The sequence below is a fragment of the Stutzerimonas stutzeri genome, from assembly GCF_024448715.1.
Classification (GTDB): domain Bacteria; phylum Pseudomonadota; class Gammaproteobacteria; order Pseudomonadales; family Pseudomonadaceae; genus Stutzerimonas; species Stutzerimonas stutzeri_AR.
On record NZ_JAMOHZ010000003.1, the window covers coordinates 330,840 to 345,127 of the forward strand.

The 14,288-nt window shown below is 61.4% G+C and carries 13 protein-coding genes; 7 read left to right on the forward strand and 6 right to left on the reverse strand.

Annotated features, from left to right (window positions below; translation table 11 throughout):
* Positions 1–2 precede the first annotated feature (2 nt).
* The 3 genes from NAV33_RS08365 (at position 3) to NAV33_RS08375 (ending at position 2,473) form a co-directional block, all read left to right on the forward strand.
* Complete coding sequence (locus NAV33_RS08365) at positions 3–1,070, forward strand: hypothetical protein (RefSeq protein ID WP_255978825.1); 1,068 nt, start codon at positions 3–5, stop codon at positions 1,068–1,070.
* A 105-nt stretch (positions 1,071–1,175) separates the two neighbouring features.
* The gene (gene aroQ / locus NAV33_RS08370) at positions 1,176–1,622 is read left to right on the forward strand and encodes a type II 3-dehydroquinate dehydratase (RefSeq protein ID WP_255978827.1); all 447 of its coding nucleotides are present in this window, start codon (positions 1,176–1,178) and stop codon (positions 1,620–1,622) included.
* On the forward strand, positions 1,619–2,473 hold the full coding sequence (locus NAV33_RS08375; RefSeq protein ID WP_255978829.1) for a shikimate dehydrogenase: 855 nt from the start codon (positions 1,619–1,621) through the stop codon (positions 2,471–2,473). Before aroQ ends, NAV33_RS08375 begins: the two co-directional genes overlap by 4 nt.
* Positions 2,474–2,521: 48 nt before the next feature.
* Here NAV33_RS08375 and NAV33_RS08380 read toward each other — a convergent pair whose 3' ends face one another.
* From NAV33_RS08380 to NAV33_RS08400, 5 genes are all read right to left on the reverse strand, one after another.
* The gene (locus NAV33_RS08380; protein WP_255978831.1) at positions 2,522–3,184 is read right to left on the reverse strand and encodes a TetR/AcrR family transcriptional regulator; all 663 of its coding nucleotides are present in this window, start codon (positions 3,182–3,184) and stop codon (positions 2,522–2,524) included.
* A gap of 79 nt (positions 3,185–3,263) precedes the next feature.
* Positions 3,264–5,174, reverse strand: a complete 1,911-nt coding sequence (gene quiC, locus NAV33_RS08385) for a 3-dehydroshikimate dehydratase QuiC (protein ID WP_255978833.1) — start codon at positions 5,172–5,174, stop codon at positions 3,264–3,266.
* A 204-nt stretch (positions 5,175–5,378) separates the two neighbouring features.
* Complete coding sequence (locus NAV33_RS08390; protein ID WP_255978851.1) at positions 5,379–6,194, reverse strand: sugar phosphate isomerase/epimerase family protein; 816 nt, start codon at positions 6,192–6,194, stop codon at positions 5,379–5,381.
* A gap of 12 nt (positions 6,195–6,206) precedes the next feature.
* Positions 6,207–7,253, reverse strand: a complete 1,047-nt coding sequence (locus NAV33_RS08395) for a Gfo/Idh/MocA family protein (protein ID WP_255978853.1) — start codon at positions 7,251–7,253, stop codon at positions 6,207–6,209.
* A 324-nt stretch (positions 7,254–7,577) separates the two neighbouring features.
* Positions 7,578–8,357: an IclR family transcriptional regulator gene (locus tag NAV33_RS08400; protein WP_255978855.1), complete on the reverse strand. Its 780-nt coding sequence runs from the start codon at positions 8,355–8,357 to the stop codon at positions 7,578–7,580.
* 215 nt (positions 8,358–8,572) lie between these two features.
* Here NAV33_RS08400 and NAV33_RS08405 point away from each other — a divergent pair, with 215 nt between their 5' ends.
* From NAV33_RS08405 to NAV33_RS08420, 4 genes are all read left to right on the forward strand, one after another.
* The gene (locus tag NAV33_RS08405; RefSeq protein WP_255978857.1) at positions 8,573–9,205 is read left to right on the forward strand and encodes a tripartite tricarboxylate transporter TctB family protein; all 633 of its coding nucleotides are present in this window, start codon (positions 8,573–8,575) and stop codon (positions 9,203–9,205) included.
* A 10-nt stretch (positions 9,206–9,215) separates the two neighbouring features.
* A complete protein-coding gene (locus NAV33_RS08410) occupies positions 9,216–10,724 on the forward strand; it encodes a tripartite tricarboxylate transporter permease (protein WP_255978859.1) in 1,509 nt (502 codons plus the stop codon).
* 38 nt (positions 10,725–10,762) lie between these two features.
* Positions 10,763–11,764 carry a Bug family tripartite tricarboxylate transporter substrate binding protein gene (locus NAV33_RS08415; protein ID WP_255978861.1) on the forward strand — a complete coding sequence of 334 codons (1,002 nt, stop codon included), beginning with the start codon at positions 10,763–10,765 and terminating at the stop codon, positions 11,762–11,764.
* Positions 11,765–12,088: 324 nt separating this feature from the next.
* The gene (locus NAV33_RS08420; RefSeq protein ID WP_255978863.1) at positions 12,089–13,801 is read left to right on the forward strand and encodes an FAD-dependent oxidoreductase; all 1,713 of its coding nucleotides are present in this window, start codon (positions 12,089–12,091) and stop codon (positions 13,799–13,801) included.
* A 63-nt stretch (positions 13,802–13,864) separates the two neighbouring features.
* Here NAV33_RS08420 and pcaC read toward each other — a convergent pair whose 3' ends face one another.
* Entirely contained in the window at positions 13,865–14,263 is a 399-nt protein-coding gene (gene pcaC, locus NAV33_RS08425; protein ID WP_255978865.1) for a 4-carboxymuconolactone decarboxylase, read from the reverse strand.
* Between the last annotated feature and the right edge of the window lie 25 nt (positions 14,264–14,288).

Consider the following 14,288-nt stretch of genomic DNA (forward strand, 5'->3'; position numbering starts at 1 on the left):
TCATGACCTTGGAACAACAACGCCACGCGGCCCAGCTGGCATTCGTCGCCAGCGGCGCGGAGCTGGAAATCGGTACGCGTGACGATTGCCCGCTGCCGCTCGAACAACTAGAGGCCACCCTAGGTAGCGAGCCCTATGTTCGCGAATGCTTCAGCGCCGGCTTGACCGCATACGTCTATCGCATCCATGCCGGCGGACGCGACTGGACGCTCAAGCGCGCCCGCGAGCGCTGCAAAGTTCAGAACGTCGATGGCCAAACCAGTTTTCTCAACGAGATTCAGCGCCGCGCCGACCTACTTGTGCTCAAGCGCGACCCACGCCTCGGTGAGCATCTGAGCGCCGTTGTCGATACCCGCTACGCCAGCTTTCGCCGCGGCGTACTGCTGTCTCCGTGGATCGACGGCGAGCGCATCCAGACCTGGAACGAGCGACAGCTGCTGCAACTCTTCGACGCGCTGGTGGCGTTGCTGCTCGGCGGGCTGTTCGAGTGGGACCTGTGCCCCGGCAACACCCTCGACGATGGGCAGGTGCGCCTGTTCGACTTCGGCTACATGTACCGTTTCGATCCGCTGCGCCAGTTCAATAGCAATGGCACCGCGGCGCCGGGTTTTCATGCGGCCGAGCGCTTCGAAACCCGGCAGTATTTTGCCCATCTGCTGCCGCTGGAGCAGCAAAGCGATCATCTGGCACTGGCCGCGTTTGCCCTCGAAAAACGCATCGCGCTCGACGCCTATCAACGCTTGCGCACGGAACTGCTGGCACGCGACGCCAGCTCGACGGTGCTCGATTGGCTGGGCGGCATCATCGCTGAATGGCGGCAAGCATTGAGCGGCGATCTCGACGCGCTGTACCTGAAGGAGGCCTGGCGCTCGCATTGGCTGGATCTGCAGGACGATCTCGGCGGCCAGACCTGCACCCCCTCGACACTGGCGCGAATCGACTGGCTGGAGCAAGCGGTACGGGAACGCCATACCGATCTTCAACGGCTGACGGCGCTGGGCTCTGCGCACGCGCTGCAAGCTGAACTGCGCGAGGCGCGTCGTAACGCCCGGCAATGGCAGGTCGGATGACAACATTGTTCGATTACCGCCCAGCTTTCCGCACGCGCATGACGATCCCGACGGGGTCTTTGATATCGTGTATTAACCAGATGGTACATTTATCGAAGAGCCGCAATGACCCAGACCATTCTTGTTTTGAACGGCCCCAACCTGAACCTGTTGGGCACTCGCGAACCCGCTACCTATGGGTACGAAACCCTGGCGGACATCGCCGGGCTGTGCGAACGCACGGCGTCTTCGCTCGGACTGGCCGTCGAGTTTTTCCAGACCAACCATGAAGGTGAATTGCTGGATCGCATCCATTCCGCACGCGGCCGCTGCGCCGGCATCCTGATCAATCCCGCCGCCTGGACCCATACCTCCGTAGCGGTACGAGATGCGTTGGCGGCGGTGGAGCTCCCAGTAATCGAGGTGCACCTGTCGAACGTGCACAAGCGCGAAGCCTTCCGTCATCACTCCTACGTCTCGCCGATTGCCGTCGGTGTAATTTGCGGGCTGGGCAGCAACGGCTACCGCCTCGGCCTGGAACATTTCGCTCAGTTGCTTGAGGCCCGAGCATGACCAATATCGAGACCCGCTCTGTACTGGCCGGCCTGATCGGTGCCGGCATCCAGGCCTCGCGCACCCCGGCCTTGCACGAGCACGAAGGCGACGCCCAGGGCATCCGTTATCTGTACCGCTTGATCGACCTCGACAAGCTCGGTCTGGATCTGGCCGCCCTGCCCGACCTGCTAACCGCAGCCGAGCGCACGGGCTTCACCGGACTGAACATCACCTTTCCAGCCAAGCAGGCGATCATCCCGCTGCTCGACGAGCTGTCTGACGAAGCGCGAGGCATCGGCGCCGTCAACACCGTAGTGCTCAAGGATGGCAAACGCGTCGGACATAACACCGATGCACTGGGGTTCGCCGAGGGCTTTCGTCGCGGGCTGCCAGGAGTCGCTCGCCGGCACGTCGTGCAAATGGGCGCTGGCGGTGCCGGTGCCGCCGTGGCCCATGCGTTGCTCGCCGAAGGCGTTGAGCGGCTGAGCATTTTCGAGGTGGAACCGGCGCGCGCTCAGGGCTTGGTGGACAACCTCAACGCCACTTTCGGTGAAGGCCGGGCCGAAGTGGGCCGCGATCTGCCGGCCCTGATGGCCGATGCCGACGGGCTGGTCAACACCACCCCGGTGGGCATGGCCAAGCTGCCAGGCACACCACTACCGGTCGAGCTGCTGCGACCTCAGCTCTGGGTGGCTGAAATCATCTACTTCCCGTTGGAAACGGAGCTGCTCAGAAACGCCCGCGCCATCGGTTGCCAAACACTGGATGGCGGGACCATGGCAGTGTTCCAGGCGGTCAAAGCGTTCGAGCTGTTCACCGGCACCAAAGCCGATGCCGCGCGGATGCAGACGCACTTTCTTTCCATGTGAGACCGACGTTCCAGGCGACACCGCGCCCGGCCGCAATGGCCGGGTTGCTCAGGCCTGCAGGTAGCGCAGGACCGACTCGCAGATCATCTCCTTATGCCGTTGCTGTACCACCGGGTCATGTAGGTCGATCTGGAAAATTTCGCCAAAGGTGTGGCGGTTGGAGTTGCGGTAGAAGCAAAACGAGCTGATCAGCAAGTGCACGTCCAGCGCTACCAGATCTTGACGGAAAAGCCCTTCGGCTTCACCGCGACGCAGAATATCGTCCAGCAAAACCAATACGCCTTTACTAAGCGAACGGATTGCGTCGGAACGTTTGACGTACTGGCCGTTATGGATGTTTTCCACACTGACGATACGGATGAAGCCAGGGTTGCAATCGTGATGATCAAAGGTGAATTCCACCAGTCGGCGGATGGCGTCGCGCGGTTCCAGCTCAGCCAGGTGCAGTGAGCTTTCGGTGTTGCGAATGTCGCCGTAAAGACGCTCGAGCACCTGCAGGTAGAGCTGCTCCTTGCTGCCGAAATAGTAGTAGATCATCCGCTTCGACGTGCGTGTACGCTCAGCGATGGCATCGACCCGAGCGCCGGATAACCCCTGCTGGACGAACTCGGCGATGGCCGCCTCGAGAATGTCCTGGCGCGTCTTCTCTGGATTATTCTTTCGTCCCTTGCGGGGCATTGCGGTATCTAGAACATCAGCTGCTTGGGTCATTTGTTATATCTATCAGGCCTTGGCTGCGGGGATTATGGCCCGCCTGCCGCCGAAATAAAGGTCTGTTCGACCCGCCCAGTTAGAGCTTTGGAGAAGTGGCCGCGCCGCTGCGCGACTTGGCCATCGCAGCCAGCCGCACCGCGACGTTAGCGGCACCGTACCCCGCGTAACCGTTTTTGCGCTGCAATATTTCGAAGAAGAACCGTCCCTCGAACGCCTCGGTATAGACGTGGAACAGCTCGCCTCCCTGCGCATCCCGATCGTAGAGCACGTTGTAGTAGGCCAGCTCGCTCAAGAACTCATCGTCGAAATCGAAACGTGCAGCCAGATCGTCGTAGTAATTCAGCGGAATATCGAGCAACGGCACGCCGGCATCCTTGGCCCGGTTGATCTCGGTGAAGATATCCTGGCAATCGAAAGCAATATGGTGCACGCCCGAACCGCGGTAGCTCGATACGGCGTGCGAAATCGCCGTGTTACGGTTTTCCGAGATATTCAGCGGCAGGCGGATGCTGCTGCAGCGGCTGCGGATAGCCCGGCTCTTGACCAAACCATAGGGGTCGGGCAGCACCACTTCGTCGTCAGCCTGGAAGTCGAAAAGCGTTTTGTAGAACAGCACCCAGGTATCCAGTACGTCGGCCGGCAAGGCCATCGCCATGTGGTCGATGCGCCCCAATTGGCCGCTCTGCTTGGCGTCAGGGTCGAGAATGAAATCGCTATCGTAGATGGTGCGCCCCGGCTCGCCGTGCTCCACCAGATAGATCAGGCTACCGTCTGGCGCCCGCACAGCGGGAATCTCCGTTTCGTTCGGGCCGACCAGGCCCCGATAGGGTTGCCCCTTGAACGCCCGCGCACGCTCCAGCGCAGAGGCTCCGCCACGCACGCGCAGAGCCGTGGCGCACAGAGACGGACCATGAGCCTCGAAGAAATTGTGGCCGAATGAATAAGGCTCGGCGTTGAGCACGATGTTGATGTCGCCCTGCCGAAGCAAGCTAACCGCCTTCGACCGATGCTTGCCCACCTGGGCAAAGCCCAGCTTCTCGAGCCAGCCGGTCAGCTTGGCTGCGCAGGGTTCATCCATGGCGAATTCGAGAAACTCCACGCCTTCGTAGCGGCTCGCCTCGGGCGGCGCGAAGAGCATGTCCAGCTGTGCGGCAGGCGCCGGGTTTTGTTCCAACAGCTTGCGCGTCTTTTCCTCAAGGTAGAGCAGCGAGCGCAACCCATCGGCGGCATTGCTCCGGGGCGGCGCCGCGCGAAAACCATCGTTGAAGATTTCCAGCGACAGCGGACCCGTGTAACCGGTACTCAGGATCGGCGCCAGGAAACCCGGCAAGTCGAATTCGCCTTGGCCGGGGAAGCAACGGAAATGGCGGCTCCACTCCAGCACATCCATGGCCAGCACCGGCGCATCGGCCATTTGCACGAAAAAGATCTTGTCCGCCGGAATCGCAGCGATAGCGGCCGGGTCGCCCTTGATCGACAAGGTATGAAAACTGTCCAGGATCATGCCCAGCGCCGGATGATCGACCTGCTGCACCAGCTTCCACACCTGCTGGTAGGTATTGACGTGCTGCCCCCAGGCCAGCGCCTCGTAGCCGATCCGCAGCTGGCGCGCGCCAGCGCGCTCGGCGAGCAAGGCCAGATCGTCCGCGAGAATGCTCTCATCGCCGAGCGAGTCCGGCTGCACGTTGCTGCAGACCAACACCAGGTCGGTACCCAGCTCCTGCATCAGATCGAACTTGCGCTCGGCGCGGTCGATGTTGCGCTGCAACCGTTCGCGACGGCAGCCTTCGAAGTCGCGAAACGGCTGGAACAGGGTTATCGCAATGCTCAAATCCTGGCACATGCGCTGTATGTCGCGCGGGCTGCCGGAATAATAGAGCAGGTCATTTTCGAAGATTTCGACCCCGTCGAAACCGGCGGCGGCAATGGCTTCGAGCTTTTCCGGAAGGGTCCCGCTCAGAGAGACAGTGGCGATCGAACGATGCATGCGAATGGCTCCTGGTCGATGAGCGGCTACGTGTAGTCGCTTCGTCGAACCTGTACGGGTGGTCCAATTTGACCTGATCTTCGCGTGCGATTTACCGGATAGGCAAACCAAATGTACTAACCGGTGAGTTTTATCGTTCGATTATCGAACTGTAATTTTTCTGAGTCTCGAATACGGAACGGTCATTCGCCGTTGCGTTTGGATTTACAACGATGCCAGCACCCGACGGCTCGCCTCTAGCGCCATTCGAGCCCGATCGAGTGCACTGACGCCCTGCTCCATCAACTGACGCGTGGGAATTTCCAGACTCAGCGGAATGTTCGGCGGCATCACCTGTAGCAACCCTTTCAGGTCGCAATCCCCTTCTCCAGGAAAGCGACGTTCATTGCGCGCCTGACGGAGGATTTCCGTCATGTCGTCCGGCCGCGGACCCGCCACGTCGCAGAGCTGCATGTAGCGCAGACGTGTCGGCGCGACCTGGGCCAGATCTTCCAGGCGCGACCCCGAGCGATCGAAATGGAACGCATCGACCAACACGCCGCCATTGTCGCGACCGGCTGCCTCGACGATGCGCGCCGCCTGGATCAGGTCGCGGGCATCGGTCCAGGGCATGAACTCTAGATGCGGATGCAGGCCGAACGGCGCGGCGAGATCGCACAGCTCTGCGAAACGCTCGGTCAGCCGTGCCTCGTCAGGATCATTGCCAGCGACAAGCACCTCGCTGGCGCCGAACTCCGCGCCGACCGCCAGCACCGCCTCGAAATCGGCAATTCGCGTATCGGGTTTGAGCCGCAAAATTTCCACATCCAGCACGCGCACGCCGGTATCGCGCAGACGGCCAAGTGTTTGCTGCTGAAGCGCATGGTCAGCGGCCAACGGGAAGTGATGCTCCTCGGGCGTGGCCGGTATCAGGCGAAGCCCCACGTGGCTGTAGCCAGCGCGAGCGGCGATTTCCACCATCTCTGGCGGAGACAGCTCAAGGACGGTCAGGGCTGCCAGGGAAACGATTCGATCGGTCATGGGATTTCTCGTTCAGAGACGTTCAGGTTCGCATGTCGCGCCGGTTTGAGCGGCGCGCTCGATCGCCTCTACCAGCGCCAGGGTCCGGCCGGCATCGGCCGCGTCGATCAAGGGTGCAGCTTCGCCGCGAACCACTGCGAGAAAGTGGTCGAACTGACGGCTCAAGGCATTGCCCGCCGGTATCGGCTCACTGTGACGCAACAAGGGCTGGTGCCAGCCGTCACCCGGTTGTGCGTATTGCCAACGCTGCAGCTGCGGCAGGCTGAGCGCGCCGTGGGTTCCGGCGAGCAAATAGCAGGGCTGGTCTAACTGGCGGGGGTAAACAGGATTTTCTCCGGAGTCGAGCTCCCAACTCCAGGGGGCCGCGACCGCATCCGAAGCGGTCAGGCTGCCCACGGCGCCGTTTTCGAAACGCAGAATCACCGCAGCGCTGTCTTCGTTGTCGAAACCGCGTACGCCGTTATCGAGAAACGCCTGCACCTGGCGCACTTCGCCACATAAGTACCGCAGCAGATCCAGATCGTGAATCAGATTGGTCAGCAGCAACCCCGCGCCCGGCCCACGTCGCCACGGCGCATCGAAATAACTGTCGGGCTTTTGTAACTGCCACATCGCAGTGACGGTCGTCAGCCGGCCCAGCGCCTGTTCATCAAGTAGTTGGCGAGCCCGCACGATCAAGGGGTTGTGCCGCCGATGATGGCCGACCAGTACCGGAACCCGGGTTCGCTCACAGGCGTCGACAAGCTGGCGTACCTGCGCCAAGTCAGTGGCCACAGGTTTCTCCAGCAGTACCGGGATGCCTCGCTCCACGCATTTCAAGGCAGTCGTCACGTGCAGCGCGTTGGGGTTAGCGACGATGACCGCATCGGGTCTGACCCGCTCAAGCAGCGCATCCGGATCGGCGAAGCAGGCCACGCCTAATCCAGCCGCCAACGCTTCGGTCTCCGGGCCGGGGTCGGCAATGGCGCAAAGTCGGGCTGCCGATGACCGTGCGATCACTTCGATGTGCTGGCGACCCATGACACCCGCGCCGACCAGCGCAATTTGCAAATTGTCCAAGCTGCATCTCCAGGCGAATTCTAATTCCGGAACAGAGTTCCATTTTAAAGCCTGTCGATATTTGAGGGTACGAGCGCACGTCGCGCAACGCGCAAGGCACCAGAATCTCGGTCAAACCGAACGAATTTGTGCGGTTATCGGACACAACCTTGCACACTTCCAAGCTCATTTAGCCATCAGCACGCGGCGGAGACGCCGCAGTGACCATGCCTGGATCTTGGCGACGTGCTGAGTAGCGCAAGCGCTGAGGAAGAAACAGACCCGCCAGCTTTTTCGTTTGAAGACTGTCTCAGCCTGATCAGAATTCTGGCCTGCCCGGGCGCCTTAGGCGAAGAATTCGGATGCCTGGCTGGCGTCGGACAGTTCCTTGCTCGCGGCGATCAGCGCCGGTGCCAGCTCGTGAATACTCGCCTCGGGTAATCGCGCGCTGGGGCCGGCAATACTCAACACACCAAGCGGATGACCCTGCTGCGGATGGACAACCACAGCGGCCAGTGCTGACATCCCTATCGCTGAACTCTCTATCACCCAGGCGTAACCCCGGGCGCGTGCCTGCACCAGGCGTTCCAGTAAGGCCTGATCGTCACGTGGCGCGTTGGGTCCGGTGACGATATCGGCGCTCTCCGCATACTGCTGCCGTACGCGCTCCAACGCATCTTCATCGCTCATGCAGGCGAGCCAGGCCTGACCTGAGGCGGTGCAGAACAATGGCGCTTCACGACCCATGTCCGGGTCGTAGCGCAGCCCCGAACGCGCGCCCTGCGATTTGGCGATCCAGGTCAACCGCCGCGGCTCCACCACGCCGAGACGCACCAGTTCACCCGAGGTTTCGGCGAGACGATCGAGGATCGGCTGAACAACATCCGCACCGATGTGGGCCAGCTGTCGAAAGCCCAGCGCGATGAGGCGGGTCGACAGCCGATAGCGGCCGGTCATGTCGTCCTGCCGGACATAGCCGAGGCGTACGAGTTCGGCGAGCATGCGATGCGTCGCGCTCTTGGGAATGTTCAGACGATCAGCGAGAGTCTGCAGCGCCAAGCCTTCCCCAGCACCGGCCAGCTGTTCCAGCACACCCAGTGCTCTTTCGATCTGATTGCCCGCCATGTGCAGTCACCTCCGCCTGAGAAGGCAGCGATTCTAGAAGACGGCAGCCGGATCGGGGAATCGACGCGTGTTGTCCAATATGTTCTAACCAGTTAGTTTTCGTGCGGTAATCGGCCAGATCAAATTGATTCGCTGTCGTGGTGCTCGCACTATTAGCCCACGACGAAGACGGGCCCGCCCTTCTCGACCACACCAACAATAAGAGTGCCCCTGCTATGAACCATCACGCATCGTTGGGTCGTGCGACGAGCCAGCCGCTGCAGCCGGACCACCTGACGGGGCCCCTGCGCAGCCTTTCTCCAGCACAGTCGAACCCCTCCCGCTACCCTTCCGGCTCCAACAGCGCTGGGGCATCCCGCCTGTCCACGCAGGAGCAAGACATGAAAGAACCCAAGATTCGACTGGTCGGCGAGCTCGTTTTCGGTGTCGGCCTACTGGTGCTGAGCCTGGTCATCGGCTACCTGGCCTACGGCATCTCCGGCTTTTCCTCGATCAATTCCGCCGGCGCCTTCCCGCTCGGCATCAGCTTCATCATGGTTGCTTCGGCCCTCTGGTGCCTGGTCGAAGCGCTGGCCAAGAAACCTGCGGCTGTCCACGGGCTGGCCGCCCTGCGCCAGTTCTGCCGCGAGCATTTTCCAATCAGGATCGTGGTGTTTGTGGCCTTGACCGTCGCCTACCTGATCGCGATGGACTGGGTCAGCTTCTACGTCAGCACCTTCGTCTTTACGTCCGCCTGCATCTTTTACCTGCGCCGCGGCGGGCTGCTGCTCTCCGTTGGGGTCAGCGCCGCGATGCTGGCAATCATCTACCTGATGTTCACGCTGGTCTTCAGCGTTTACCTGCCCTGAGGCGAATGACATGACTGAAGCCCTTTCCTTCTTCACCATGGCCTGGTTCGACCCGAGTCTGCTGATGCTGACCGCGCTCGGAACCTTCGCCGGCATTTACATCGGCGCGATTCCTGGCCTGTCGGTGACCATGGCGGTATCGATCCTCGTCTCCTTCACCTTTGGCTGGGAGGTGAATAACGCACTGTCGCTGATCGTCGGCATCTATATCGGCGGTGTCTACGGCGGCTCACGCAGCGCCATCCTGCTGAACATCCCCGGCGCACCCTCCTCCGTGGCCACTGGCTTCGACGGTTATCCGCTGGCCAAGCGTGGCGAAGCCGGTCAGGCGATCGGCCTGAGCACCGTAATGTCGGTCATCGGCGGCTTGGTCGGCACGCTGCTGCTGGCCACCGCCGCACCGGTGATTGGCGATCTCGCGCTGAAGTTCGCCCCACGTGATTATTTTCTTGTCGCTGGCATCGGCCTGTTGCTGGTCGGCAGTCTGGCCAAGGGCTCGCTGGCCAAGGGCATATTTGCCGCGGCCTTGGGCGCCATTATCGGCATGGTGGGCATGGATCCGGTCACCGCAGAAGGTCGCTTCACCCTCGGCCAGATCGAACTCATGGGTGGCATCCACTACGTGGTAGTGATGATTGGCCTGTTCGGCGTCGCCGAAGCGTTTTCCATGATGCACACGCTGGACCAGGCGCCGGTCAAACAGAAGGTCGATAAGATCATTCCTTCGCTGGCCATGGTGTTGAAGTTTCTGCCGCTGTCGATCCGTACCTCGATCATCGGTGTGATCGTTGGGGTGCTACCTGGCTGTGGCGGTGACATCGCCGCGCTGATGGCGTACGACCATGCCAAGCGTAGCGTGAAGAACCCCACTCGCCCCTTTGGCGAAGGCGCCTACGAGGGTCTGGTCGCGCCTGAGTCCGCCAACAGTGCCGCAGTGGGTGGCGCCTACGTCCCGATGCTGACACTTGGGATGCCGGGCGATGCAGTGACCGCGGTCATCATTGGTGCATTGGTGATCCACGGGCTGAACCCTGGCCCGATGCTGATGGTAGAGAACCCGCACATCTTCTGGTTTACCGTGGGCAATCTAACGCTGGCAAATGTCTTTCTGCTGATCTTCGGTCTGATGGGCATCAAGCTGTTCGCCAAGATGGTAGAGATTCCCAAAGCAATTCTGGTCCCGCTGATTCTGGTGCTCTGCACCGTCGGCACCTATTCCATCAACAGCAGCATGACCGAGGTGTACTGGATGCTCGGTTTCGGTCTGGTGGGTTATTTCCTCAAGACCTTCGGCTTCCAAATGGGTCCGGTGATTCTCGGCGTGATCCTTGGCCCGTTGATGGACACCTCGTATCGCCAGGCGATGTCCTCGGTTGGCGACAACCCAACGGTCTTCCTCACCGAGCTATTCATCAACCCGCTGTCGCTGCTGCTGACAACAGGCCTGATCCTGATTCTTCTCGGCAACACTCCCCTGAAAGACCTGCTCAAGCGCCGCAAGGCAGCCACGCCGGTCTAAGACAACCACGCAAGAACAACAACAACGGAGTCACACCAATGCTTAGAAAGCTCATCGCAAGTGTCACCCTCACCGCAGCGGCGGTCGCCATGACCTTGCCGGCGCACGCCGACTACCCAGAGCGCAATATCCAGGGCGTGGTGCCTTGGGGCGCCGGCGGCGCCACCGATATCGTCATGCGCAGCCTCACGCCGTATGTGGAAAAGGAACTGGGCGGCAAGATCATCATCAACAACCGCACCGGCGGTACCGGCGTGATCGGCAGCAACCATGTACTGCAGTCGCGCCCGGACGGCTATACCGTGCTGCTCGCAGCAGAGAACGCCCAGCTCTACCCTCTGCTGGGACTGGCGGACTTCGATTACGACGCCTTCGAAACGATCAACATCATTGGCCAGAACATCGCCGTAATCGCCGCACCGGCCGACAGCAAGTTCAACTCCATGGCCGACCTGCTCGCCGAAGCCAAGGCCAACCCGGGCACCCTGCGCATGGGTGTGACCGGTGCCGGCGGCCTGCCGGGCTCGGTCCACGCGATGATTGAGGCAGTCGATGACCTGAAGGTTCGCGAAGTGTCCTTTGCCGGTGACGGCCCAGGCATCACTGCGATGCTGGGCAACCATATCGATTTCATGCCGCTGAGTCTGATCGCCGCGCGGGAGATGATCACCTCCGGCAAGATCAAGGGCCTGGCCGTCGTCTCCACAGAGGAGCTGCCGCAGCTGCCTGGCGTCGAGCCGATCACCAAGGCGCTACCAGAAATGGAAAGCTACCTGCCGTGGGGTCCGTTCTGGGGCGCATGGGTCCGCAAGGACACCCCCGACGACATCAAGAAGAAGCTCACCGAGGCCTATTCCAAAGCCGTAGGTAATGAAGAGTTTCAGAGCTTCATGAAGGGTCTCGGCGCACAGCCGCTCAACCTGAGCGGGGACGAGGCCAAGAAATTCCTCGATCGCTGGCAGTCGGTCACCACTTGGTCGCTGTACGAAGCTGGCGCCACCGAAGTGTCACCGGAAACCCTGGACATTCCCAAGCCGTGAGTCATAACCCCGGCGTCACGCGCCGGGGTTTCCTGCTCTCGTAAAGTTCCGCGTCCAGCGATGGGGGGCGTTCCGCTCGAGGAACTGGGTGTATCCCATAACAGCGCGGCAAACCAAAGACCATACGCGTATATCAACCAAACGCCGGCTACGACGAGAACGTGCTGATCGTGCGATCCACGGTCAGTCTGCTCTAACCGCAACGCCATTCGCTTCCAGCTTGCTCGTCGTCCGACGGAGCCTTTTGCCGCTGATGACATCGCCGGCATTTTTTATGTCCGGGCTTTAACACTGGAACATCGTTCCAATCTCAGGAGTATTTTTATGCCGTTGCCCCATGATCACATTGACTGCGATCTGCTCGTGATCGGCTCAGGTGCTGCCGGGCTTTCGGCTGCGGTTACCGGTGCGTGGCACGGCCTCAAGGTCGTCGTTGTGGAGAAGGACAGCACGCTCGGTGGCGCGACCGCCTGGTCCGGCGGCTGGATGTGGGCACCGGGTAATCCGCTGGCCCGCCGCGCCGGCATACATGAAGACCCGCAACAGCCACGCACCTACTTGCGCAACGAACTTGGCGAACGTTACGACGCCGAACGGATCGACGCATTTCTCGATGCCTGCGGCCCGATGGTGGCGTTCTTCGAGACCCATACGCGACTGCAATTCACCGATGGCAACGGCATCCCCGACATTCACGGCGACGTACCCGGTGCCGCCACGCAGGGCCATCAGGTCATCGCTGCGCCTTATGACGGCCGCGAACTTGGTGCGCTGATCCACCGGCTGCGCCCGACCATGCGCGAAACCTCGTTCATGGGCATGCCGATCATGGCCGGGCCGGATCTCGCCGCGTTCCTCAATATGACCCGCTCGCCCAGCGCCGCCTGGCATGTTGCTCGACGCTTCAGCCGGCATCTGCTGGATCTGGCCCGTCACGGTCGAGCGATGCAGCTGGTCAATGGCGTAGCGCTGGTGGCGCGGCTGGTGCGTTCCGCCGATGAATTGGGCGTACGGTTGCTGACCGATGCCGCGGCCAGCCAATTGCTCTATGCGGACGGTCGCGTCACAGGTGCTCAGGTGATGACTGATAAGGGCGAGTTGCGCATCCATGCAAAGGCTGTGGTACTCGCAGCCGGCGGTTTTCCCAATGACGTTGAGCGACGCAAAGCACTGTTTCCGCGCCACCCAGGCAAGGACGATCATCTAGCGTTGCCGCCTATCAGTTGCAACGGCGACGGCATTCGTTTGGGCGAAGCGGTTGGCGGCCAGCTGGAAACCGACCTGGCGTCGCCGGTGGCCTGGGCTCCGGTGTCGCGCGTACCCCATCGTGACGGCAGCGTCGGGCATTTCCCGCACATCATCGACCGCGCCAAACCTGGCGTCATCGGCGTGCTGGCCAGCGGCAAACGCTTCGTCAACGAAGCCGATGGTTATTACGATTACGTCGCGGCCATGCTAAAGGCAGTGCCCGGCGAACAGCCGGTCGCGTCCTGGCTGATCTGCGACCATCGTACCCAGCGCCGTTACGGGCTGGGCTACGCTCGGCCATTCCCGGTGCCGCTGGGGCCGATTCTGCGCTGCGGCTATCTCAAGCGTGGACAGACTTTGGAAGCGTTGGCGAGCGCCTGCGGTATCGATCCAGCCGGGCTGGCAAGCACCGTCGAGGAGTACAACCGTCACGCGCGCAACGGCGAAGATCCCGCCTTCGGACGCGGATCGACCGCCTACAACCGCAAGATGGGCGCCCCATTGCACAACGGACCGAACCCCTGCGTGGCACCCATCGAACACGGTCCCTTCTATGCGGTGAAGGTCGAGCCGGGCAGCTTCGGCACCTTCGCCGGGTTGCGCACCAACGGGCACGCACAAGTGCTGAATACGCACGGCGAACCGATTCCGGGTCTGTATGCCGCCGGCACCGACATGGCCAGCATCATGGGCGGGCATTACCCATCCGGCGGCATTAACCTTGGCCCGGCGATGACCTTCGGCTACGTTGCCGCGCGGCATGCGGCAGGAGTTAGCGAGTACGAGTGATTGCACATCGAAAGGTGACCGACGACGAGCTGGATACGGGGACTATTCCCGCATCCGATTGGATTACTGCCCCTGCAGCGACTCCACGCCCATCTCGTCATAAACCTCTTCGGCCAGGTGGAAGGTGGCATTGGCTGCCGGAATGCCGCAGTAGATGGCGCTTTGCAGCAATACTTCCTTGATCTCGTCTCGAGTCACGCCGTTGTTCTTGGCTGCACGCAAATGCAGCTTCAGCTCTCCTTCGCGGTTCATGCCAATCAGCATGGCTATGGTCACCAGGCTACGGGTATGCCGCGGCAGGCCGGGTCGGGTCCAGATATCACCCCAGGCATGGCGGGTGATCATTTCCTGAAACTCTTCGTTGAACGGCGTGATGTTTTTTAGGCTGCGCTCTACGTGTGCATCGCCCAGTACCGCGCGACGCACCTGCATACCGGCTTCGTAGCGTTCTTTCTCATCCATCGTGTTCACTCCCGTGTTGGTGATT

Bases quoted from the DNA above. Each gene is read 5' to 3' on its own strand.
- NAV33_RS08365 (WP_255978825.1), top strand. From the start codon at position 3: ATGACCTTGGAACAACAACGCCACGCGGCCCAGCTGGCATTCGTCGCC.
- aroQ (WP_255978827.1), top strand. From the start codon at position 1,176: ATGACCCAGACCATTCTTGTTTTGAACGGCCCCAACCTGAACCTGTTG.
- NAV33_RS08375 (WP_255978829.1), top strand. From the start codon at position 1,619: ATGACCAATATCGAGACCCGCTCTGTACTGGCCGGCCTGATCGGTGCC.
- NAV33_RS08380 (WP_255978831.1), bottom strand. From the start codon at position 3,184: ATGACCCAAGCAGCTGATGTTCTAGATACCGCAATGCCCCGCAAGGGA.
- quiC (WP_255978833.1), bottom strand. From the start codon at position 5,174: ATGCATCGTTCGATCGCCACTGTCTCTCTGAGCGGGACCCTTCCGGAA.
- NAV33_RS08390 (WP_255978851.1), bottom strand. From the start codon at position 6,194: ATGACCGATCGAATCGTTTCCCTGGCAGCCCTGACCGTCCTTGAGCTG.
- NAV33_RS08400 (WP_255978855.1), bottom strand. From the start codon at position 8,357: ATGGCGGGCAATCAGATCGAAAGAGCACTGGGTGTGCTGGAACAGCTG.
- NAV33_RS08405 (WP_255978857.1), top strand. From the start codon at position 8,573: ATGAACCATCACGCATCGTTGGGTCGTGCGACGAGCCAGCCGCTGCAG.
- NAV33_RS08410 (WP_255978859.1), top strand. From the start codon at position 9,216: ATGACTGAAGCCCTTTCCTTCTTCACCATGGCCTGGTTCGACCCGAGT.
- NAV33_RS08415 (WP_255978861.1), top strand. From the start codon at position 10,763: ATGCTTAGAAAGCTCATCGCAAGTGTCACCCTCACCGCAGCGGCGGTC.
- NAV33_RS08420 (WP_255978863.1), top strand. From the start codon at position 12,089: ATGCCGTTGCCCCATGATCACATTGACTGCGATCTGCTCGTGATCGGC.
- pcaC (WP_255978865.1), bottom strand. From the start codon at position 14,263: ATGGATGAGAAAGAACGCTACGAAGCCGGTATGCAGGTGCGTCGCGCG.